The organism is Xenorhabdus bovienii SS-2004 (genome assembly GCF_000027225.1).
GTDB classification, from domain to species: domain Bacteria; phylum Pseudomonadota; class Gammaproteobacteria; order Enterobacterales; family Enterobacteriaceae; genus Xenorhabdus; species Xenorhabdus bovienii_C.
The window spans coordinates 3958200-3979515 of the sequence record NC_013892.1 but is presented as its reverse complement, the minus strand read 5'-3'; the positions used below and the strand labels follow the sequence as shown (position 1 = coordinate 3979515).

The window sequence follows — 21316 nt, the reverse complement described above, 5'->3', positions numbered from 1 at the left end:
TGATGAATGGCGCCTGAGATATTGAAAGCAAGCTGGTTAAACCGCGAACCTCAGTTCTCTGCGTTTACGAATGGACTATTACTGGATTTCTGGAAAACCAGAGACGAACGGGAATTTATGGGTGTTGATGATATCCCTATTCGTTATGTCTCTTTCCGTTCTCTCCATCACGATAAAACGTTGTTGATCCTGCCGGGCCGCAGTGAAAGCTATGTGAAATATCCTGAAATAGCCTACGATTTTTACCACTTGGGCTACGACATTTTTATTATTGATCACCGTGGGCAGGGGCGTTCAGGGCGAATGCTTGATGATCCCCAAAAAGGCCACGTTGAAAAATTTGATCACTATGTGGATGATCTAGCCAAATTTGTTGAATTGGAAATTACCCCGCGTCAGTCTCACGGTTATTATGCGTTGGCTCATTCAATGGGAGCCGCGATCCTCAGCCGTTTTCTATTACGGCAAGAACTTGTACGTCAAGAGCCTGATTTTCGGGCGGTAGCTCTGTGTGCACCGATGTTTGGCATCAACTTACCGATGCCGCGCTGGTTGGCAAATTTTCTGGTCAATCAGGCTGAACCTTATCCTAAAAGGCGTAACAGCTACGCGGTATCAACAGGGCAGTGGCGTCCGTTGCCCTATCTTATCAACCTGTTAACCCACAGTTATGCACGTTATCAGCGCTATTTACGCTATTATGCCGATTATCCTGAATTGCGCCTCGGAGGGCCGACTTACCACTGGATGCGTGAAAGTATGCAAATGGGAGACGAACTGATTGAAAATGCAGGGGTAATTCAGACTCCGCTTATTGTTTTAAAAGCGAGTGAAGATAAGATCGTTAATAATCGGGAGTTACTGGCATTTTGTGAATCTCGACAAAAAGCCGGAACAGGAAAAGCAGGAAGAAAACCTCTGGTCATCCAAGGGGCACATCACGAAATCCTGTTCGAAAAAGATGCATTGCGGGCGCAGGCTCTTAATGCAATTTGTGATTTTTTTGACCAGCACTGATTTAGTTTAGGAACTATAACCATGTATCATGTTGTTGCTTCAGACTTGGATGGCACATTATTGTCTCCTGACCACAAATTAACGCCGTATACCAAAGAAACGCTGAATTTACTGATGAATAAAGGGATTCACTTTATTTTTGCGACAGGCCGTCATCATATTGATGTAGGGCAGATCCGCGATGGTTTGGGCATTGATGCTTATATGATTACCTCTAACGGGGCGAGGGTGCATAATACTCAGGGAAAATTGGTATTCAGCCATAATCTGGCGCCTGAGATTGCTCTTGATTTGTGCTTAATGGAGTTCGATAACCCTAATACCCTCACCAATTATTACCGTAATGATGATTGGTTCATTAACCGTGAAAGCCCTGAACAGAATGAGTTTTTTCAGGAATCTGTTTTTCAGTATCAGATTTTTCCGCGTGATAATTTCCCCACGGATGGCGTGTGCAAGGTCTATTACGTTAGTGAAGATCATGACTATTTGGAACAGTTGGAAGAAACTATTAAAGCGCGTTGGGGAGATAGCGTTAATGTCAGCTTTTCACTGAGGAATTGTCTGGAAGTGATGGCGGGTGGTGTATCTAAAGGCCATGCGCTGGAACAAGTCTGTCAGGCCATCGGATATCAATTGAGTGACTGCATTGTTTTTGGTGACGGCATGAATGATCAAGAAATGTTATCTGTGGCGGGTAAAGGCTGTATTATGCAGGGCGCACACCAACGCCTGAAAGACATCTTGCCTGAAATGGAAGTGATTGGCGCTAATGCTGATGATGCCGTTTCATACTATTTGCGGAACATGTATCAAGTCTGATGGTAATGGTTCGGAATGTTGATTGAGAGCAGCACCTGATGGGGTGCTGTTTTTTTCTGGCCATTTTTGGAAATGATATTTTTATTATATACAATGATTAGTTATATTATTTTTTATAAATGATAAATACTTGTTCTGATATTATTTTTAATAGTTATTGTTATTCCAAATATAATGGTTTTAATCATTTAATCATTTAATCATTTAATCATTTAATCATTTAATCATTTAATCATTTAATCATTTAATCATTTAATCATTTAATCATTTAATTATTTAATTATTTTCTGGTGAATTTAAACTCTAAAATATATTTATCTTAATGATTTTTATTATAAGTACTCAATAAAAGTTAATTGCAAATTGCTCACCATAACACTCCAATAGAGTATTTAGCTCATACTCCATTGTATCCTGAGTCCAGATGATAAAACGTCGCCAGTGATTTTTATTCCTTCACTTGCAGTGGTGATCCGTCGTCTCCATGATACTAATCGCTCCGGTTGGTGGTTTTTACTGGCTTTTGTTCCGATTTTAAGCATCGCGTTATTGGTATTCTTCTGCTTGGAAGGATCTAAAGGAAATAACGATTTTGGAGCAGATCCTAAAGGAATGCTTTAATATCTAAAAGTGTATCACTAATTGAGAAATTGGTTTTGCATACTCATAAAACGGTCATGTATTGAATAGTTAGATCACTTGCTAAACGTAGTTTTCTCGCTCAATAAATGTCCCTATCACTTTGTCATGCATCTCTTCCGATTTAGAGTAGCCGATTGTTTTTCTATTCAGCCTTTTTAGTCGGGTACGATAGGTAAGATTATTTCACTCTATTCGTTGGGTAAACATCTTTCCAACAAGATGGTTTTCTTCCAGAGGGCAATGATAAACAGCATAATCATCCGTGCAGTGGAACCGAATGTTAAGGGGGGACAGAAGCGATAACGGGAATACCCTTCATTTCCTTTTCCATGTCCTTTTACGTCTTCTGGTTTGTGACAATAACGATAGTGAACGTCAACTTTAGCCATGTTTCACCATAAAAAGGCTGGAGTTATCACAACAACTAACCATTCAATACATGACCCCATTTCCCTCCTATCAGTTGTAGCCTCAGTTGAATTTTCAGGATCAAATCAAGATCTGTGTATAAAATTTTGGGTAAGTCCCTAAAATCACCCCAGGAATGATTCATGATATCGAAGACTATAGTTTTATCTGCATTGATCGTTTTCAGTATGAGTGCTGCCTATGCAAGCCAAGAGAAGACGGGATGTGAAATAAAGAAAAAAACACTGGAGAAACAACTTAAATACGCACAGGCAGATGGAGATAAACGCCTGATTGCAGGATTGACGCGCACTTTAGAAAGTATAAAGGCCACTTGTGAGCTGGAAAAACGCTTAAAATATCCACAACACAACCCAGAGCCGACAAAAGATAGACTTAAAAAAGTGCAGACCAAGAAGAAATAGCAGACCTGCACCAAAACACCTATCAACCAATAGCTAGGGTATAACTACAAGCTTCTTCCCCTGACTTGCTGTGCATTAGAAGGGGAGATTTTGTAATAAACTTTATCGCCCATAAATGGCTTATTTTCAATTTCCACCGAAAGGATCGAGTTATCTCTGGAAATCGCATAATAGATAAAATCATTTCCTGTTACATCATAAGGATAATTAAAATCGGGTTTAAGAAATTTCTTCTCGTAAGACTCTGCATGGGGGTAATATTCATCCGAATAAATCACCTTCTGATTTTTAACAAAGATAATTTTATAAAAAAGACTGGCTTTCCCCGTAAATGCTGCACCGATGATATATTCAATATCCTCACGACCCATTCCTTTATCGATGATATACATTTTATCCCAATCAAAAGACGTGATTTTATTCACATCGATCAAACAGGCCGTATTCTTCTGACAATGTTTATCAACATAACCAATAAGACTCAACCTGCTGTTATTAAAAGATAAAAATACAATGGAAATTCCCAATATTAACGCAAATATGATAATAATATTCTTGTTGGCAACATGGACAAACATCATTCCCCCTTCATAATCAAATTTGATATGAGAAAACGGTTTTTAGAATTTTACCCTTGGCAATCAACTCATTACTATTAAAGCTATAACATCGGTCTTATCACTATTGCTCATGTCGTAATATTGATAAACCTAATTTGAAAGAGTCCCCCTCTGCTTTCAATCAGCAGACTGATCTTTTGGAGTTTACAATATGTCATGAGGGTATATCTTGAGTTGTGAAGAAGTTGCTACATTACTTACAAGCAACTGTTTTACAATTGCTATTTAATCTTTTAAGTGCAACTTACAAGATAAAAAATTCAACCCCCTTTTTGTTCTTCCTGCATTTAAAGAACACTATCATCGGTGCTCTATACAGCGAAAAAGTATAGTAATTGTACTAGAAATTTTTTTTGTTACAAATAGGAAAATATGGTAAGCAAATAATAGATGAAATAAATCATCACTAATGTGAAAGGAAAGCAGACTTGCGTGGAGGTTTACATAATAAGAATTGGAGCGGGAAACGAGACTCGAACTCGCGACCCCGACCTTGGCAAGGTCGTGCTCTACCAACTGAGCTATTCCCGCTTACATATCGATGTATGGTACTTTTGGTGTAATACTTTCGGTATGCCGTACTGTTGAAATTCTTCATCGGTACGGGGAGCGCATTATACGAAAAATCATTGCCCTGACAAGCCCCCAAACACAAAAAATCGCGTTCTTTGCTCTGATTGATGATTAAATCAGCAAGAAATCTGTTTCATCATCAATCCAGAGATTAATTATCGTAAACCTCGTGCACCAAACACACTTTTTATTTCTGGATAAAGTGCTCGCGGTAGTAAACCAACTCAGCAATTGATTCCCGAATGTCGTCCAATGCCTGATGAGTATTTTTCTTGCTGAATCCCGACAACATTTCAGGCTTCCAGCGGCGAGCCAATTCTTTGAGCGTACTGACATCCAGATAGCGGTAATGAAAATATTTCTCCAACTCTGGCATATAACGGAACAAAAAACGGCGATCTTGACCCACACTATTCCCGCAAATAGGAGATTTTCCCGCAGGAACCCACTGCTCCAGAAAAGCAATCGTCGCTTTTTCTGCTTCCGCATCACCAAACTGACTTTGTTTCACTCGCTCAACCAGCCCACTTGCAGTATGCGTCCGCACGTTCCAGTCATCCATCAATGCCAGTTGTTCATCAGGCTGATACACCGCAATAACCGGCCCTTCCGCAAGGATATTCAGTTCCGAGTCGGTGACAATGGTCGCGATTTCAATTATGCGATCGCGCTCTGGCTCCAAACCGGTCATCTCTAAATCTATCCAGATAAGATTGTTCTCACTTTTTGACATGATATATCCTAGTTTCCTTCAAAACAGATAGTCTGTATTAGTGGTGTATCATAACGTTTTTGATCACTCACAGCGATAATCAGCAAAATAGATGAAATTAAGTGAGGTTAGGTGGCTAAGAATAAACTCTCCAAAGGGCAACAACGCCGTGTGCAGGCCAATCACCAGCGCAGGCTGAAACAGCCGCTCAACAAGGCTGGCACTCATAAACCAGAAATGGATGACAGCCTGTTTGGCGAGCCACAGGAAGGACTGGTTATCAGCCGATTCGGGCAGCATGCCGATATTGAAGCCGCAGATGCGTCCATACAGCGCTGCAATATTCGCAGGACAATTCGTTCACTGGTCACGGGTGATCGTGTCGTATGGCGACCCACATTACAGCTCCAAACTGATGTCAAGGTCAATGGGATCGTGGAAGCTGTGCATGAACGCACCTCCGTCCTTACTCGCCCTGATTACTACGATGGCATTAAACCCATTGCAGCCAATATCAACCAAATCATGATTGTTTCCGCCATCTTGCCCGAACTTTCGCTGAATATTATCGATCGTTATCTGGTTGCGTGTGAAACACTTAATATTGAGCCTCTGATCGTGCTCAATAAAATCGATCTGTTGGATGCCGAAAGCCGTGCATGGGTCAACAGTGTCATGGATATTTACCGCCACATTGGCTATCGCGTACTGGAAGTTTCCAGCCATACCGGAGAAGGCGTATCCGAGCTGGTTTCCCAGCTGGTGGATAAAATCAGCATCTTTGCGGGGCAATCTGGGGTTGGAAAATCCAGCTTGCTGAATACCCTGTTACCAGACAATGAAAAAGATATTCTGGTCAATGAAGTATCGGATAACTCCGGCCTGGGTCAGCATACAACCACAACCGCACGCCTGTATCACTTCCCACAGGGAGGCGACGTTATCGACTCTCCGGGCGTCCGTGAATTTGGATTATGGCATTTAACGCCAGAACAGGTAACACAAGGTTTCATTGAATTCCGTGAATACATTGGCGAATGCAAATTCCGTGATTGCAAACATCAGACTGATCCCGGATGTGCCTTGAATGCAGCACTGGAGCAGGGAGCAATTGCAGAAGAGCGTTTCGAAAATTACCATCGAATTTTAGAAAGTATGGCGCAGGTCAAACCACGAAGAAATTTCACGGATGGCCAAAAATAAGACAATAATTAACGATACGTTACCCTGACATTCAACATAATGGCGGGTACAATAGTAGACTTTTGCCCAATTTGCCTATCAAAAATCCAAGAGGTTGATGTGCTGGATAATATTAAAATTAAATTGCAATATTTACTGCCAAAACAATGTATTACTAATTTGGCAGGCTGGTTCGCCAATAAAAAGGCGGGCTGGTTGACACAGTTTGCAATTCAATCTTTCGCCAAAGTCTATAAAGTAGATATGAATGAAGCCGAAAATTCTTCATTCACAGCTTACTCAACATTCAATGAATTTTTTGTTCGCCCATTAAAAGAGGGCATTCGTCCCATCGTCAATGAAGCTCACCAGTTGGCGCTGCCAGCAGACGGAACCATCAGCCAGCTCGGGATGATCCGTGACGATCAAATTATTCAGGCTAAAGGTCACTACTATACCGTAGAAGCTCTGCTGGCCGGCCAGCATCAACTTGCTGAACAGTTCCGCAATGGCCATTTCGTCACAACTTACTTATCACCCAAAGATTATCACCGTGTCCATATGCCGTGTGACGGCGTACTGCAAGAGATGATCTATGTTCCAGGCGAGCTGTTCTCAGTCAATCCATTGACCGCAGCAAATGTCCCTAATCTGTTTGCACGTAATGAGCGGGTCATCTGCCTGTTTGATACAGCTTTCGGGCCAATGGTACAGATTCTGGTTGGTGCAACTATTGTCGGCAGTATCGAAACCGTCTGGAGCGGCTGTGTCACCCCCCCGCGTGAAGGCATCATCAAGCGTTGGGCTTACCCAGCAGCAGGTCAGGAAGGCGCGATTTCTCTCAAGAAAGGAGAAGAAATGGGGCGTTTCAAACTGGGTTCAACGGTGATCAACCTGTTTGCACCCAATCAGATTCAATTTGCCAATAATTTATACAGCGGCTCACAAACCCTGATGGGTGACCTGTTGGCACAGTCTGTTACGGCAAATGAAGAGCAGGCAGCAAATGCAGATGATGAATCTATAAACAAAGATATCATCAGCTAATTTTTATCACCAAGGAGCCCCTTATTGTGCGCCTGATTATCAGTTTACTTTTCAGCCTGTTTCTTGCGAATCCGGCTTTCGCTTCGATAGCACAGTTGGATGAAACCCAACTGAAACAAGAGCTAAAACAGGTTGGAGGCAGTAAAAATCCACAGGATGCTGAAATCGCACAGGCACTTCAAGGGGCAATAAACTGGCTTAACGATGCTAAGTCCACCGATGAACGCAGCCAGACATACCAACAAACTATTGATGATTTTCCCAAGATCATCAAAGAATTGCGTCAGAAAACTCTTACTGAAAGTGATATTGTCCCTTCCATTCCGGCCAATCAGTCTATCGGCGAGTTAGAGCAGCAGACTCTCCAGACCAGTAGCCAGTTGTTGGAGCAAGAGCGTCAGCTACAGCAGGAACAGGATAAGATCCGGGAAATCAGTGATTCAATGAACCTGTTGCCCCAACAGCAGGTTGAAGCGAGGCGTCTGCTGGCGGTGGCAACTTCCCGCCTCCAATCCTTGGGTACGCCTCCGACACCGCTGACCGAAGCACAGCTGAAACTCGCTCAAGCCGAAGTCAGTGCCCGCAAAGCGGTCACTAATGAACTGGAGATGTCACAGCTTTCTGCTAATAATCGGCAGGAAATTGCCCGCATGCGGGCAGATTTATTTAAAAAACGTTATCAACGTCTGGATCTCAAACTCCAGCAATTACGCAACCAATTAAACATTCAACGCCAGCAAAAAGCAGAATCGGCTCTTGAACATACCGAAATGCTGGCAGAGCAGGCGGGCGGAAAACTACCGCAGTTTTTGTTGGATGAGCTCCATCAAAACCGCCAGCTGTCACAACTGCTCAGTCAACAAACCCAACGCATGGAGGCCATTGGCTCACAGCAACGCAAAGCTGCTAACGATATTCTGCAAGTACGCCGAACACTCAATACCATCCGTGAACAGGCGGAATGGCTGAGTGATTCAACCGCACTTGGTGAAGCATTAAGAACTCAATTAACCCGCATCCCTGATGTGCCGAAATACCAGCAACTTGACCGAAATATTGTGGAATTGCGGGTCGAAAGACTGAAATATGAGGAAATGCAGGAGCGCTCCCAACAGGAAAATGGTCAGGCATTGCCTTCATCTCAAAGCCTGACATCAGGGCAGAAGCAGGTCTATGAATCTCTTATCCGTACCAGAAAAGAGTTATTGAATTCCCTGCTTTCAGGTTATGACAATGAAATATTGGAACTCACGAAACTCAAAGTCGCAACCAACCAGTTAAATGAAGCTTTAAAAGAGATAAAGGATGCCACCCATCGATACCTGTTCTGGGTCACGGATGTCAATCCTATTTCACTAGACTATCCGTTGCTTGTCGTTCAGGCTCTGACACGGCTGCTCTCTCTGGATACGTTATCTCAGCTAGGGGTCGCAATTCACGTTATGCTGACCACCAAAGATACCCTGCTCTATTTACTGGGTACGCTATTGCTGGTGATTTTCAGTATCAGCTCACATCGTCAATATCATGCGTTCCTTGAGCGTTCCAGCAACCGTATTGGCAAAGTCACACAAGATCATTTCTCCCTTACCCTGCGTACCGTTTTCTGGTCTATTGTCGCTGCATTACCCCTGCCGATACTTTGGTCAGCCATTGGTTATGGGCTGCAAAATGCATGGCAGTACCCGATGGCTACCGCGATTGGGCTCGGTGTCAGTGAGACAACGCCAGTCCTGTGGGTTTTCATGCTCAGTGCGGCATTTGCCAATCCGAATGGTCTGTTCATCTCCCACTTCCGCTGGCCTGAAGAACGCATAAAACGGGCAATGCGTTTTTATCGTCTGTCTATTTTCTTGATCGTGCCTCTCATGATGGCATTGATCACATTCAATAATTATAGTGAGCGCGAATTTGCCGCGACACTCGGCAGACTGTGTTTCCTGATGCTGTGCGTTTCCCTGAGTCTGGTGACCAGCAGCTTAAAACGCGCCGGAGTACCGCTGTATATGGACAAACACGGCGCGGGCGAAAATATCATCAACTCTGTTCTGTGGTGGATACTGCTATCTGCCCCGATCTTGGCCGCTCTTGCGGCTATACTCGGCTATCTGCAAACTTCACAGGCGCTGCTGGGGCGTTTAGAAACCTCTGTCGCCATCTGGTTATCCCTGCTGGTTATCTACCATATTATTCGTCGTTGGATGCTGATCCAGCGGCGAAAACTCGCCTTTGAGCGGGCAAAACAACGCCGTGCAGAGATCTTGGCTCAACGCGCTAAAAGCGAAGAAGAGACGGCTAATATTAATAGCAGCGTGGAAGGCTCCATTGAAGTTGAAGAACCCGTGATCGATCTGGATGCCATCAGCGCCCAATCTTTGGGGCTGGTGCGCTCGATCCTGACGATGATTGCGTTGGTTTCACTGATTCTGCTGTGGTCAGAATTACATTCTGCTTTCTCTTTTCTGGAGAATATCCGGTTGTGGGACGTCAGCACGACGGTCAACGGGGTCAATACCATCCAGCCAATTACCATGGGATCAGTTCTGATTGCGATCTTAGTTATCGTCATCACCACGCAGCTTGTCCGCAACCTACCCGCGCTACTGGAACTTGCCCTGTTGCAGCATCTTGAACTCACACCAGGCACAGGTTACGCCATCACGACACTAACCAAATACGGCCTTACATTGATTGGTGGGATTGTGGGTTTCTCACTGGTTGGTATTGAATGGTCAAAGCTTCAATGGCTGATTGCTGCGATGGGTGTGGGTCTGGGTTTTGGGTTACAGGAAATTTTTGCCAATATTATCTCTGGCCTGATTATCTTGTTTGAAAAACCCATCCGGATTGGCGATACCGTCACTATCCGTAATTTGACTGGCAGCATCACGAAGATCAATACGCGGGCAACAACGCTGTCAGACTGGGACAGAAAAGAAATTATTGTTCCCAACAAAGCATTTATTACCGAGCAATTCATCAACTGGTCACTGTCTGACACGATCACTCGTATCGTCTTAACAATCCCAGTGCCGGCTGAAACTGATTCCGCAGAAGCGACTGACATATTAATGACCGCATCCAGACGGTCACCATTAATTCTTGATAACCCGATGCCAGAAGTGTATCTGGTTGATTTACAAAACGGTATTCAAATTTACGAATTGCGCGCTTACGCAGCGGAGATGGGGCATCGTATGCCCGCCCGCCATGAAGTGCATCAATATATTTTGCAGGAGTTCCACAAACATGGCATTACCTTGCCATTCCCGCCATTTCAGGCACGTGTTGATATCTTCGGACAAGAAATCCGCAGTGCCACAACCAATATTTCGGGTCGCAATCCACCGCGTAAACCGGGAGAACTATAAGCTCAATTCGAGATGATGAGGCGTATACCTTTTCAGATAAGTGGATTACTGGCTTTAAATGGCGTTTCGATCTTGGGAAACGCCATTACAGATATTGCCATTCCGTGGCTGATTCTAGAAATATCAGGCAGCCCACTGCTGGTCGCAGCCGTGATGTCTGCCAAAATAGTGCCGTTGATATTATCCATTTTCTTTAGCGCACAACTAGTAGATAAATACGGAGCCTTCCGTATTTCAGTCTTATCTGATTTGGTGAACTTCCTGAGCGTCTTGCTGATACCCGTATTTTATACAATGGATATCATGCACTTTTACCTGTTAGCCATTCTGCTTATATTCTCGACAATTTTAGATTCTCCGGGACGTTTAGCAAAAGACGTAATGCTGGCAAAGGAGATTAAACAGAATAAAAGTGAACATGAGTTGATCAATGGAATCAACAGTACCATTGAAAATATTTGTGACCTCACTGGACCTGTATTGGGTTCATTGATTATTGCCCTGTTCGGTACAATCAACGCCCTATACTTCGATGCAGTCAGTTTTTTAGTGGTTGCGCTGGGGCTGATTATTCTGAAGAAACACTTTGTCACCAATATCAATGAAGTTACTGAGATTCCTTCTCTGCCACACCACTATTTCCTCGAAGCACTCAAATACGTTAAGTCAGAAAAGGAACTGTTTTCTATTCTTATCCTGAGTTCAGTGGTCAATTTTGTCATCGCTCCATTCCTGATCGTTTATTTACCTTATGTGAATAAAGTCGAGTTTAATTCCGTCGTCAGCCTTGGTGTTTCCATGACCTGCTTTGGCTTAGGCACAACGTTTTCTTCCTTACTGTACGGTATTTACGGCAAACATTTTGCCAACAACCATATTATCCTTTCTGGCTACAGTCTGTTTGTACTGTGTTTGATAACCCTAAGCCTGCTCAGTGGGCAATATATTCTTTTTGCCCAGCTATTTGCTATCGGCTGTTGCATTGGTTTTACCGCACCTGTTGAAGTCACTTTAATTCAGCGCCAAGTGCCAGAGAATCTGTTTAGCCGGATAATAACGCTGTTTTCTTCTACGCGCTTTCTTGCCGTGCCTGTCGGGTACGTCTGTTTTGGTACTCTGCTGGGATCCAGCCTTACCAAACAAACACCGTTAATTATGGCAACAATAGTATTGGGTGGTTTATTGGCTTATCTGGCTATGCATGGAAGGGTGAAATGAAGACAACTCTTTTTCAAATTGACAAACTATTACAACACCATGTGTCTTTACCCTTATACCGCCAAATATACCAGCGTTTTATTCAGGCGATTAATCAGGGCATATTGAGACCTGAACAACGTGTTCCGTCTATTCGTACGTTATCCAGTGAACTGCAAGTTTCACGCAGTACAGTGGAATCTGCCTATACGCTATTACTGAACGAAGGCTATCTAGAGTCCCGAGGGCAGGCAGGTACGATTGTGTCCCCAAAGCTTGCGGACAGAGTATTACAGCCTCCTGAAACACTTATATCATCGTCTATCGATGTGACTAGGTCGTGTCCCTTAATTATATAACCGCTTGTAAAAGAGTCGAATACAGCCTAATTTCACCATGGATAAATAGTTTCGGGCGGTTAATGAGCAACTGTCTTTCACTTTACACCGTGTGGAATGATTCGTCCCACGGTCTATTTGTTTTTATCATTGCATTGAGAATGACCAGTAATTTACGCATACACGCAACGATGGCGACTTTGTTTGGCTTGCCTGCTTCGGTCAATCTCTTGTAGAAAGCGCAGAGAACGGGGTTAAATCTAATTGCCGTTAACGTGGCCATATATAGCATTCGACGCACCATTGCTCTTCCTCCAAAGATTGTTCGTTTCCCCCGGAAAAATCCAGAATCTCGATTAAACGGTGCAACACCAATCAAGGCACTAATTTCCCGGCGTGTTAACTTACCCAACTCCGGTACATCAGCGATCAAAGTGGCTATTGTGGCAGGCCCAACGCCTTTTACTGTAGATAATAAATCGAGTTTGGAACGATGATAGGTTTTAATGTGTTTAGACAAGGCAGATTCAATGACCTTAAGCTGTTCCTGTATAAAGCTGATCATTAAAGTGATGCTTTCTCGAATGTCTGGATGGCAATTCCCCAACCTTTGGCGTTCTGAGATGGAAAGTACGACCAATTGGCGACGACGTGCGATCATGGCTTGCAAGACTCGTTGCTGAGCAGAGGGCAATATCCTGACTATTTTATCCCGGTCTGTTCGTTGAGATAAAACCAGGGCTAACTGTGCCAGCACCTGAGCATCTATTTTATCGGTTTTGGCTAAGTTACCCATTGCCTTAGCAAAGTCACGGGCTTGTCGGGGATTGACGATAGCAACAGCCAGCCCTATGGTCTGTAAAACACAAGCAACGGATACCTCATAACCCCCTGTTGCTTCTAATACAACTAAATCAATCTCATAGTTGGTCAGTGTAGCCGCTAGTTCATCATGACCTTCAGGGGTATTTGGATATGTCATTACGGTTCCCTGAGCACCAAGTGCAATTTCAAGTGAAGCTTTGGCAACATCAATACCGATACAAATCGTTTTAGTCATGGTTCTTCGGCTCCCATTCTTGCAAATACGAATTGTGTTTCAAGCAACTGTTCGGGTTTCTCGAAGAAAAGTCACAATCATGCGTCGAAAGCTCATTAACGGGCTTAATCCCTTGATGGTTATCTGACTGCATGATTGTTACCAATCTAACTTAACCATAATAAACCAGATTAAAGATACAAGATGGTCCCCACCACCCTGTGAGCGGTATGCTGGCAGGGTGTTTCTTTCAGGAGAAGACCATCATGCAAAACGTTACGCTTATTGGTATTGATCTCGGCAAACATTCTTTCCACGTTCACTGTCAGGACAAATCAGGAAAGGCCCTGCTGCGTAAAAAATTTACCCGCGCCAGACTGATGGAGTTTTTAGCGGGATCGCCATCAGCGACTGTTGTAATGGAAGCCTGCGCCGGTGCTCACTTTATGGCTCGCCGGATCGCTGCTTTTGGTCACGAAGCGAAGCTGATTTCTCCACAATTTGTTCGTCCTTTTGTAAAGAGCAACAAGAACGATTTTGTGGATGCTGAAGCCATATGCGAAGCTGCATCTCGTCCCTCCATGCGATTTGTGCAACCACGAACAGAGGCGCAACAAGCTATGCGCGCCCTGCATCGGGTCAGAGAATCACTGGTCAGAGACAGGGTTAAAACCACTAATCAGATGCACGCTTTTTTACTGGAATTTGGCATCAGTATGCCGATCGGAACCGCCGTGATAAAAAGACTTTCAACCGTCTTGGCAGAGAACGAACTTCCTCCCTATCTGGCACAGTTGCTGATGCGCTTACATGCCCATTATCTTTATCTTGTCGAACAGCTCACCGAGCTTGAGACGGCACTGGAGCAGGAGCTGAGACGTGATGAAACAGGACAGCGTCTTCAGACAATACCGGGCGTGGGTCCGATAACTGCCAGCGTCTTATCATCGCAGCTGGGCGATGGTAAGCAGTATGGCTGTAGCCGGGATTTTGCTGCTTCAACCGGTCTGGTACCACGCCAGTACAGCACGGGTGGCAAAAATACGCTTTTAGGGATAAGTAAACGCGGAGACAAAAATCTGCGACGGTTACTTGTCCAGTGCGCCAGAGTCTTTATCCAGAGAATCGATTATCAGTCAGGAAGGCTGGCTGAATGGGTAAAGGCTCAGCTTGAGCGAAAACACTCAAATGTTGTGGCCTGTGCGCTGGCCAACAAATTAGCCCGGATAGCCTGGGCAATCACAACACGGCAAACTGTGTTCGAAAGGTAACGACGACGCCAGTCTGACTGGCAGGTTAATCGTTAATTAAAGCAGTTCCCAATCTGGTTTTGCGAAGACTGATTATTGATGACATGAACGGCTTATCGACCTGATGGAATCCTGACATAAAAAATGGCTCTCTGAAGCCGTGCGGTTTTTTAGGCTTATCAGGTGCGGAACTCATCGAGGCGCGGGCATCCCTGCCCATAGTGACGCCGGATAGATTTAAGCAAGCCAACATCAATCAAAAATCAGTGTTGCAAAAAAGGTGGGGACCATAGATTTTTCATAGCGGGTTGCAATACGCCGATTTCCTTTCAGAAAACCGAAACAGCGTTCGACCACATTCCGGTCACGATAAGCCTGCTTATCAAATTGCGTGCGACCATCAGTACTACCTTTTTCATTGATTTTATAAGGAATAATGCTCTTTATCCTCAATTTTCGCAGATAACCACGGAGTTTTCCGCCCGAATAGCCTTTATCTGCCAGTACCGCTTTACCGCGCCGTTTCATGAAACCATTTTTGCGTTGGACGCCAATGCCATCGAGCAACGGAATGGCGGATTGACTTTCATGAGCTTGCCCAGCGGTCACTATCAGGTTGAGGGGAAATCCCTTTCGGTCGGTTGCCAGGTGGATTTTGGTGCCATAACCACCGCGTGAGCGACCCAGCGCATGATCGTCAGCGATATCGGGATGTTTTTTTTCGCGCCTGCGGCATCTTTACTCGCGCGAATATTGCTGCCATCCAGGCAAATTTCAGCCCAGTCAATCAACCCTTTTTCATCCAGAATGGACAGTAAACGATTAAATATCTTGTTGATAATGCCTGATTTTGACCAACGATTAAATCGGTTATAGACCGTTTTCCAAGGCCCATAGCGTTCCGGTAAGTCGCGCCACGGTGCCCCTGAACATAGCACCCAGAACATCCCATTCATCACACGGCGGTGTTCAACATAGGGACGTCCTGCCCGTTCTGAATGAACCAGGGGCAAACAAGATTCTATCAATATCCATGCTTCATCAGGAATGTCGTAGCGTGCCATCATCTTTTCCTATATTGAAAACCGTTTAGATGATAATACTACCGATTTACATTAAGGGACACGGCCTAGTATATCTTTATTCGATTCTGCTTCATCCATTCATCCCTCACCTTATCAACTAGGGCTACCAGCGTTGGATCTCTTTCCCCGCAAATTATGGAATACCCTCACCGTCAAACAACTGCGTTTGCAAAGCCGATATATGTCTTACCCGCAACCTGCGGGCTATTTACCGTTACGAGAAGCCATTGCGGCTTATCTTCAATTATCACGTGGGGTGAGCTGCTCTCCACAACAGATTTTTATCACCGCTGGCTATCGCGGCGCTCTCAACCTAATTGCTCACACCCTGATACAACCACGGGATCAAATTTGGCTCGAAGATCCCTGCTTTCCTCCCAGTCAACATTTTCTATCTCAAATAGGCGCTGAAATTATTCCCGTGCCAGTCGATCAAGAGGGCATGAATATTGCGGTGGCTCAAGAACTCGCCCCAAATGCACGATTTGCTCTGGTTACACCAGCACATCAAAGCCCATTAGGCGTTACACTGTCAATGGCACGAAGACAGATGCTTTTAGCGTGGGCAGAACAGAATAATGCCTTTGTCATCGAAGATGATTATGACAGTGAATATCAATATGATGGACGCCCTCATCCTGCGCTGGCCAGTTTGGGATCTAACAATGTTTTGTATATCGGCACATTCAGTAAAGTTCTGACGCCAACACTCCGGCTTGCCTATCTCGTCGTTCCTCCCCATTTGTTAACGAGCTTTAATGCTGTATGCCACACTCGGCAAGATGGCTGTCCTTTATTACAGCAAGCCGTCGTCACGGATTTCATGCAGGGAGGTCATTTCGCCCGTCATTTACGTAAAATGCGCACTGCCTATGCGCAGCGACGCCAGATAGTCATTGAGAGTTTGAATCAAGTTTTTGATAGCCGCCTGAGGTTCGATATTCCCGCAGGTGGCCTCCATTTGCTGGCAAGACTTGCGCATTATGAAGATGATGTAGCACTGGCTCAACTCGCCAGAGAGCATGGGCTTGGCATTACCGCCTTGTCCGCACGAAGATTGAGCTCAGATTGTGGCAAGGGATTACTGTTTAGTTTTGCCAATGAAACCACTCCCGAAAATGCTTTGAAACATGCTCAATTACTGCAAAAATGTCTGCCTACTGCATCAAGATCCAGTAATTAAACGATCACTGACGCATACCGATTGCAAGGCGATTCATTCCATTCATTAATGCAATCGCGAAGGTCAAATCAGCGATTTCTTTATCCGTAAAATGGTCTTTCAGTGGTAAATAAGCATAGTCATCCGCATGTGTTGTAACAACATGGGTGAGGGATTCAGTCCATTCCAAAGCCACCTTTTCACGCAAGGTAAACTGACCGCTGACACGCCACCCTGCCAGTTCAGACAAACGGCGTTCAGTTTCCTGATTTTCCCGCAAGGATTGACTATGTTTGTTCAAACAGAAAGCACAGCCATTGATTTGGGAAATACGCAAATAGATTAATTCAATCAGTGCTAGCCCCAATGGACTTTCTTCCAACTCTTGCTTTATTGTACGAAAACCCTGTAACAACTCTGGTGATAAATCATAATAGGCAAGGCGCAAACTACTCATTAATAAAACCCCTTATCTCATGTCTTTGTGAATGTGGTAAACGATATAACAATCCATCAATTCGGATAAGGGACAAGATAAGTCTTTTTAGCCATGACAAGTTATTTGGCTTAGATAAAAAGCAGATAAACAGTCACACATATTCAGAGAAATAATATGTCGAATGCGTAGAATAGTGATTATTTATAAATATAAAAACCGCTGATCATAATTTTTGATCGGCGGTTTTATGGGTCATGTATTAAATGATTAGATTAGGTATTAAAAATAATGTTCACGTTCAATAAAGGTTCCTATCACTTTATCGTGCATTTCTTCCGATTTTGAATACCCAATGGTTTTTCTATTCAGCCTTTTGATTCGGGTACGATGCGTTAAATTCGTTCTCTCTATACGCTGAGTAAACGCCTTTCCAGTCAAGTGCTCTTCCTCGGGAAGTGGGTCATAAACAACATAGTCATCCGTGCAGTAAAACCGAATAGTAAAGGAAGATAAGAGGGTAAGCAGCTTGTCTAACGTTTTTCGACTGCGATCGCCAAAAACATGAGCCACTATTCGCTTCAGGCGGGGTTCCCAAGCATACCAAAGCCAGCGTTGGTTTTTCTTATTGCCGACAAACGACCATTGCTCGTCGATTTCACAGACAATCTGGATGCCACATTCCGCAAGGGGAAGTGTCGTTACGTTTCGGGGTCTGAGGTTTTTAATGTTTTCATGACGGTGGCGGTGGCGACTTTCAGGATCCGAGCGGTGTCACGAATTCCCCCGTTATTCATCGCGATATCGACAATCTGTTCTTTAACGCCGGGTTTGCAGGCCTGATAGGTATACGCCAACTGAAAGACCTTACAGCAGCTATAACAGCGATAACGAGGATGTCCGCCATTTCCTTTCCCATGTCCTTTGACCTGTCCTGATTTGTGGCAATAACGGCAATAGACATCAACTTTGGCCATACTTCATCCTTAAAAAGCCGGAAGCATATCACAGCAACTAACCATTTAATACATGACCTCTTTTTATGTTGATTATAAGTTAAAAAATGTTGGTTATTTGACATGTGATAAAATATCGTGGATGTCACCAACAACTTACGTGAAAGATTTATCACTTTGTGAATGAAAAATTTTGTAAATATTCTGTCTTCATGTTTCCCCGTCTATGGCAGAAGGTTTACCCGCTGTGATGAACGCTGTTACCGTCATTAGCGAAGCGGTGGCTTCCATGCCTTGCTATCTCTATCGGGTACAGCACCAGAACGGCAAAGAATTCCGCGAATGGTTGAGTGACCATCCGGTCGATTATTTGCTGAATGAATGTCCGAATGACTGCCAGACGCCGTATCAGTTCAAACGCACCCTGATGCGTCATTGCCTGCTGAATGGCAATGCGTATGCGGTGATTGTCTGGGGGGGGATACGTACCACACAAGGCGACTGCATTGATTATGACCGTATTCGGGACGACATTCTCAAAGACAGTCAGCACCTTGATATCAAGTTAGTGGGATTTGATACATGGAACGCCACGCACCTACGCACCCAATTGCAGGGCGCGGGGCTGGATGTTGAGCCGTTCCCGCGAACGCCAATATCGAACCGAACAAGAAGAAGTCCGCGAATAAAATCGACCCTGCAATCGCGTTCCTGATGAGCTTTGGCACATGGCAGATTGAGCATGAAGACTTTGCGTTCAGTCTCAATGATGAGCAACAGCAGAGATTGGCTAACTTTGACGGAGTTTAGATATAAGTAATTCCCTATCAAGATGAGAACAATAAAATCAATGCGTTAAAAGGTGAGGTATCGCCTTTACTTCACCAAGTTTTATCAGTCATTAAATATATTTTATTAATTCTTCACTTATCATTTTATGTCATCCTGCCACCAAAACATGCAATCTATCAAATATTAGTCAATCCGTACTCTCCAATATTGATGAACCATTTATTGATGTTCACAGGCGGAGTAGTATCCCACCGCCTTCATGTTATTTAGCAATGTGTATTGTTGATTAAATGAGGGAATTACTATGCAAGATAAGAAGCCTGATACACCTGTTTCCGAAGATAGCAATTTAGTGACAGTTACCACACCGGAATATGTCAAAGATTCAATCAAAGCAGCCATTGATCAACATGCCGCAAGTCGTAATCATCCCTATGCAACCCTGACTGACAGAGGGTTTGTGACTCTCAGTAATGATGTGGATAGTGATAGTGAAATGACTGCGGCAACCTCTAAAGCTGTTAAAAAAGCCTATGATTTAGCGAATATCGCCAATCAAAATGCTCTCAATAACAACTCCGATCTCTATTTAGAGAAAGCGCAGAACGGAGCGGATATTCCGAATAAAGATGAGTTCGTAAAGAATATTGGTCTAACGGAAACCATAAATCTAGCAAAAAATTCCGTACCTAATAATAGAAAAATCAATGATAAATCATTAACGAATGATATTATATTGAATTCAAAGGATGTCCATGCTCTGAATGACGTTATAAAATTTGATGGTATTCCTGACTCCAAATATATTGGGGTGTTTAGTGCTAGCGGCTCTGCTAGTGGATATGCAAAAGGAATTAATTTTGGATTGCTAGATTATGATACGGGTCAGATATATATTCGCTCGTCAGGCGATTTGTATGCCTATTATTTTGTTAATGGAGAGGATCGCGTAGGGGGAAAAGTTTGGTCAGAAGTTAATACTACTATAGGTAATAATGGCTGCATTAAGAAATCAGCCCCTACAATTCTAATTTACTCAGATGGCAAATATACTATCAACAATAAATCCGAAAATACTATTGTTGAGTGTCTATCAAAGGGCACTTATCTCATCAAAGGTGTTATCGGGTTTAGTAATGATGAAGCAATAGGCAGTATCGAAATCCCACGGTGTCAGAATGACCTTCCATTGATTTGGGTCAACCACGAAGTCCTTCCTGATGGCTCAATCAAATTAATGACCTACCACCGTGAACACTCAGACGTCCCTTCTTTCGCCAGAAATATACGTGAAGGCTACGCGGATGGTGATTTGATTGATATCCCCGAAGGCAGGTTTGTTTCTGTTCGAGTGCAAATGCCTCCTGCTAAGGGAGAATAATTACAGGTTTAATTTTGCTGTGGATTGTTGTCGATGATTCTGAACTGAATCTTCCGGTATGTGGACACGGACGTCAAACAATAAACTGTATTAATCACATGTCCTTTCACAAGGCCAGAGCAGATAAGTGTATTAACCTGCATATCGTATTTCTGATGAACTTTGGCTTTTCCCTTGAGTGAGTAACAACAGCGACCTAAAGCATTCAATAGGATATAGCGCAAAAAGTTAAGCGTTTATACTGATACGCTTATTGAGTCAGATAAACCAATCAGTTAAAAGTAGCCCCGCTATTGGCAAAATCCAATGGTCAAGGTTTTGCAGCCTTGTGTAACTATATACACTGGTAGGAAGTTTCTACCAGTGCGTCTGTTATCACCCTTTCAATGGTGGTTCAGGCAGGGGAGGCTTCGGCCTCGCTGGTTATAGTTACCCAGTCTGCAAACCCTGTCTGGATCGCCACCATCAATGATCAATTAATGGAAGGAGTAGCAGGAATAAGTAACGTTAGAAATGACTGGCATCAAGCCGATATTATTGCTGAATTACGTAAACGTGGTACAACCTTAGCGGCTGTCTCCCGTGAATCGGGACTCAGTTCATCGACATTAGCGAATACACTTAGTCGGCCTTGGCCGAAAGGTGAATGGATTATCGCTAATTACCTCGAAATACATCCCTCAGAAATCTGGCCAAGTCGATATTTTGATAGTAACGGTCAACTTATCAAACGAACTGCCCGAAAAGTTTCTAATTAGCGGAAATTTAGTTAAAAAATATCTCCGTGGGGTAACGATTACCCCACTCAGTGTGTTCCTTTGGTTCGGTTTTCATCTCTTCCAAAATAAATATTCATCCATT

Annotated in this window: 19 protein-coding genes, 1 tRNA gene and 4 pseudogenes; 15 read left to right on the top strand and 9 right to left on the bottom strand. The window is 43.8% G+C overall.

Annotation, left to right across the window (positions count from 1 at the left end):
• Positions 1-6: 6 nt before the first annotated feature.
• The 3 genes from pldB (at position 7) to XBJ1_RS20330 (ending at position 2460) form a co-directional block, all read left to right on the top strand.
• Positions 7-1017 carry a lysophospholipase L2 gene (gene pldB, locus XBJ1_RS17655; RefSeq protein ID WP_012990409.1) on the top strand — a complete coding sequence of 337 codons (1011 nt, stop codon included), beginning with the start codon at positions 7-9 and terminating at the stop codon, positions 1015-1017.
• 21 nt (positions 1018-1038) lie between these two features.
• Positions 1039-1839, top strand: a complete 801-nt coding sequence (yigL, locus tag XBJ1_RS17650) for a sugar/pyridoxal phosphate phosphatase YigL (RefSeq protein ID WP_012990408.1) — start codon at positions 1039-1041, stop codon at positions 1837-1839.
• A gap of 441 nt (positions 1840-2280) precedes the next feature.
• Positions 2281-2460, top strand: coding sequence for a DUF805 domain-containing protein (locus XBJ1_RS20330; RefSeq protein ID WP_419184857.1), 180 nt, complete (start codon positions 2281-2283; stop codon positions 2458-2460).
• Positions 2461-2541: 81 nt separating this feature from the next.
• Here the strand turns inward: XBJ1_RS20330 and XBJ1_RS21665 are convergent.
• Positions 2542-2784, bottom strand: a pseudogene (locus tag XBJ1_RS21665) (IS1 family transposase); the annotation flags it as partial.
• A 248-nt stretch (positions 2785-3032) separates the two neighbouring features.
• On the opposite strand from XBJ1_RS21665, the gene XBJ1_RS17645 reads away from it, so the two are divergent.
• Complete coding sequence (locus XBJ1_RS17645; protein ID WP_012990403.1) at positions 3033-3314, top strand: DUF1090 family protein; 282 nt, start codon at positions 3033-3035, stop codon at positions 3312-3314.
• A gap of 44 nt (positions 3315-3358) precedes the next feature.
• Here XBJ1_RS17645 and XBJ1_RS17640 read toward each other — a convergent pair whose 3' ends face one another.
• From XBJ1_RS17640 to orn, 3 genes are all read right to left on the bottom strand, one after another.
• Positions 3359-3892, bottom strand: a complete 534-nt coding sequence (locus XBJ1_RS17640) for a hypothetical protein (RefSeq protein WP_012990402.1) — start codon at positions 3890-3892, stop codon at positions 3359-3361.
• A 497-nt stretch (positions 3893-4389) separates the two neighbouring features.
• Positions 4390-4465 (bottom strand) — tRNA-Gly (locus XBJ1_RS17635).
• A 229-nt stretch (positions 4466-4694) separates the two neighbouring features.
• Complete coding sequence (gene orn, locus XBJ1_RS17630) at positions 4695-5240, bottom strand: oligoribonuclease (protein WP_012990399.1); 546 nt, start codon at positions 5238-5240, stop codon at positions 4695-4697.
• Positions 5241-5351: 111 nt separating this feature from the next.
• On the opposite strand from orn, the gene rsgA reads away from it, so the two are divergent.
• The 5 genes from rsgA (at position 5352) to XBJ1_RS20320 (ending at position 12375) form a co-directional block, all read left to right on the top strand.
• Positions 5352-6422, top strand: a complete 1071-nt coding sequence (gene rsgA, locus XBJ1_RS17625; protein WP_012990398.1) for a small ribosomal subunit biogenesis GTPase RsgA — start codon at positions 5352-5354, stop codon at positions 6420-6422.
• Positions 6423-6524: 102 nt separating this feature from the next.
• Positions 6525-7448, top strand: coding sequence for an archaetidylserine decarboxylase (asd, locus tag XBJ1_RS17620; protein ID WP_080516013.1), 924 nt, complete (start codon positions 6525-6527; stop codon positions 7446-7448).
• Positions 7449-7474: 26 nt separating this feature from the next.
• The gene (gene mscM, locus XBJ1_RS17615; protein WP_012990396.1) at positions 7475-10819 is read left to right on the top strand and encodes a miniconductance mechanosensitive channel MscM; all 3345 of its coding nucleotides are present in this window, start codon (positions 7475-7477) and stop codon (positions 10817-10819) included.
• A 12-nt stretch (positions 10820-10831) separates the two neighbouring features.
• Positions 10832-12037 carry an MFS transporter gene (locus tag XBJ1_RS17610; protein WP_012990395.1) on the top strand — a complete coding sequence of 402 codons (1206 nt, stop codon included), beginning with the start codon at positions 10832-10834 and terminating at the stop codon, positions 12035-12037.
• Positions 12034-12375, top strand: coding sequence for a GntR family transcriptional regulator (locus XBJ1_RS20320; protein ID WP_012990394.1), 342 nt, complete (start codon positions 12034-12036; stop codon positions 12373-12375). Before XBJ1_RS17610 ends, XBJ1_RS20320 begins: the two co-directional genes overlap by 4 nt.
• 82 nt (positions 12376-12457) lie before the next feature.
• Here the strand turns inward: XBJ1_RS20320 and XBJ1_RS17605 are convergent, their stop codons facing one another.
• Positions 12458-13414, bottom strand: a complete 957-nt coding sequence (locus XBJ1_RS17605; protein ID WP_012987297.1) for an IS110 family transposase — start codon at positions 13412-13414, stop codon at positions 12458-12460.
• 245 nt (positions 13415-13659) lie between these two features.
• On the opposite strand from XBJ1_RS17605, the gene XBJ1_RS17600 reads away from it, so the two are divergent.
• Entirely contained in the window at positions 13660-14664 is a 1005-nt protein-coding gene (locus XBJ1_RS17600) for an IS110 family transposase (protein ID WP_012987226.1), read from the top strand.
• Between the two features lie 25 nt (positions 14665-14689).
• On the opposite strand, the gene XBJ1_RS21935 is transcribed toward XBJ1_RS17600, so the two are convergent.
• On the bottom strand, positions 14690-14896 hold the full coding sequence (locus XBJ1_RS21935; protein WP_162467458.1) for a hypothetical protein: 207 nt from the start codon (positions 14894-14896) through the stop codon (positions 14690-14692).
• Positions 14897-14934: 38 nt separating this feature from the next.
• Positions 14935-15707: pseudogene (locus tag XBJ1_RS21075) on the bottom strand (IS5 family transposase); the annotation flags it as partial.
• 133 nt (positions 15708-15840) lie between these two features.
• Between XBJ1_RS21075 and XBJ1_RS17585 the strand changes: the two are divergent.
• Positions 15841-16911, top strand: a complete 1071-nt coding sequence (locus tag XBJ1_RS17585; protein WP_012990393.1) for a PLP-dependent aminotransferase family protein — start codon at positions 15841-15843, stop codon at positions 16909-16911.
• 4 nt (positions 16912-16915) lie between these two features.
• On the opposite strand, the gene XBJ1_RS17580 is transcribed toward XBJ1_RS17585, so the two are convergent.
• Together XBJ1_RS17580 and XBJ1_RS21070 are read right to left on the bottom strand one after the other, a co-directional pair.
• Positions 16916-17347 carry a carboxymuconolactone decarboxylase family protein gene (locus XBJ1_RS17580; RefSeq protein ID WP_012990392.1) on the bottom strand — a complete coding sequence of 144 codons (432 nt, stop codon included), beginning with the start codon at positions 17345-17347 and terminating at the stop codon, positions 16916-16918.
• A gap of 261 nt (positions 17348-17608) precedes the next feature.
• A protein-coding gene (locus tag XBJ1_RS21070) for an IS1 family transposase (RefSeq protein ID WP_143827693.1) occupies positions 17609-18303 on the bottom strand; the annotation gives its coding sequence in 2 pieces (ribosomal slippage) (positions 17609-18048 and positions 18048-18303; 696 coding nt in all).
• Between the two features lie 58 nt (positions 18304-18361).
• On the opposite strand from XBJ1_RS21070, the pseudogene XBJ1_RS20310 reads away from it, so the two are divergent.
• The 4 genes and pseudogenes from XBJ1_RS20310 to XBJ1_RS17560 all read left to right on the top strand — a co-directional run.
• Positions 18362-18469: pseudogene (locus XBJ1_RS20310) on the top strand (DUF1240 domain-containing protein); the annotation flags it as partial.
• A gap of 24 nt (positions 18470-18493) precedes the next feature.
• Positions 18494-18997: pseudogene (locus XBJ1_RS23080) on the top strand (phage portal protein); the annotation flags it as partial.
• Between the two features lie 381 nt (positions 18998-19378).
• The gene (locus XBJ1_RS22695; protein WP_012990389.1) at positions 19379-20455 is read left to right on the top strand and encodes a phage tail protein; all 1077 of its coding nucleotides are present in this window, start codon (positions 19379-19381) and stop codon (positions 20453-20455) included.
• A gap of 497 nt (positions 20456-20952) precedes the next feature.
• Positions 20953-21213 carry a helix-turn-helix domain-containing protein gene (locus XBJ1_RS17560; protein ID WP_038199485.1) on the top strand — a complete coding sequence of 87 codons (261 nt, stop codon included), beginning with the start codon at positions 20953-20955 and terminating at the stop codon, positions 21211-21213.
• Positions 21214-21316 lie beyond the last annotated feature (103 nt).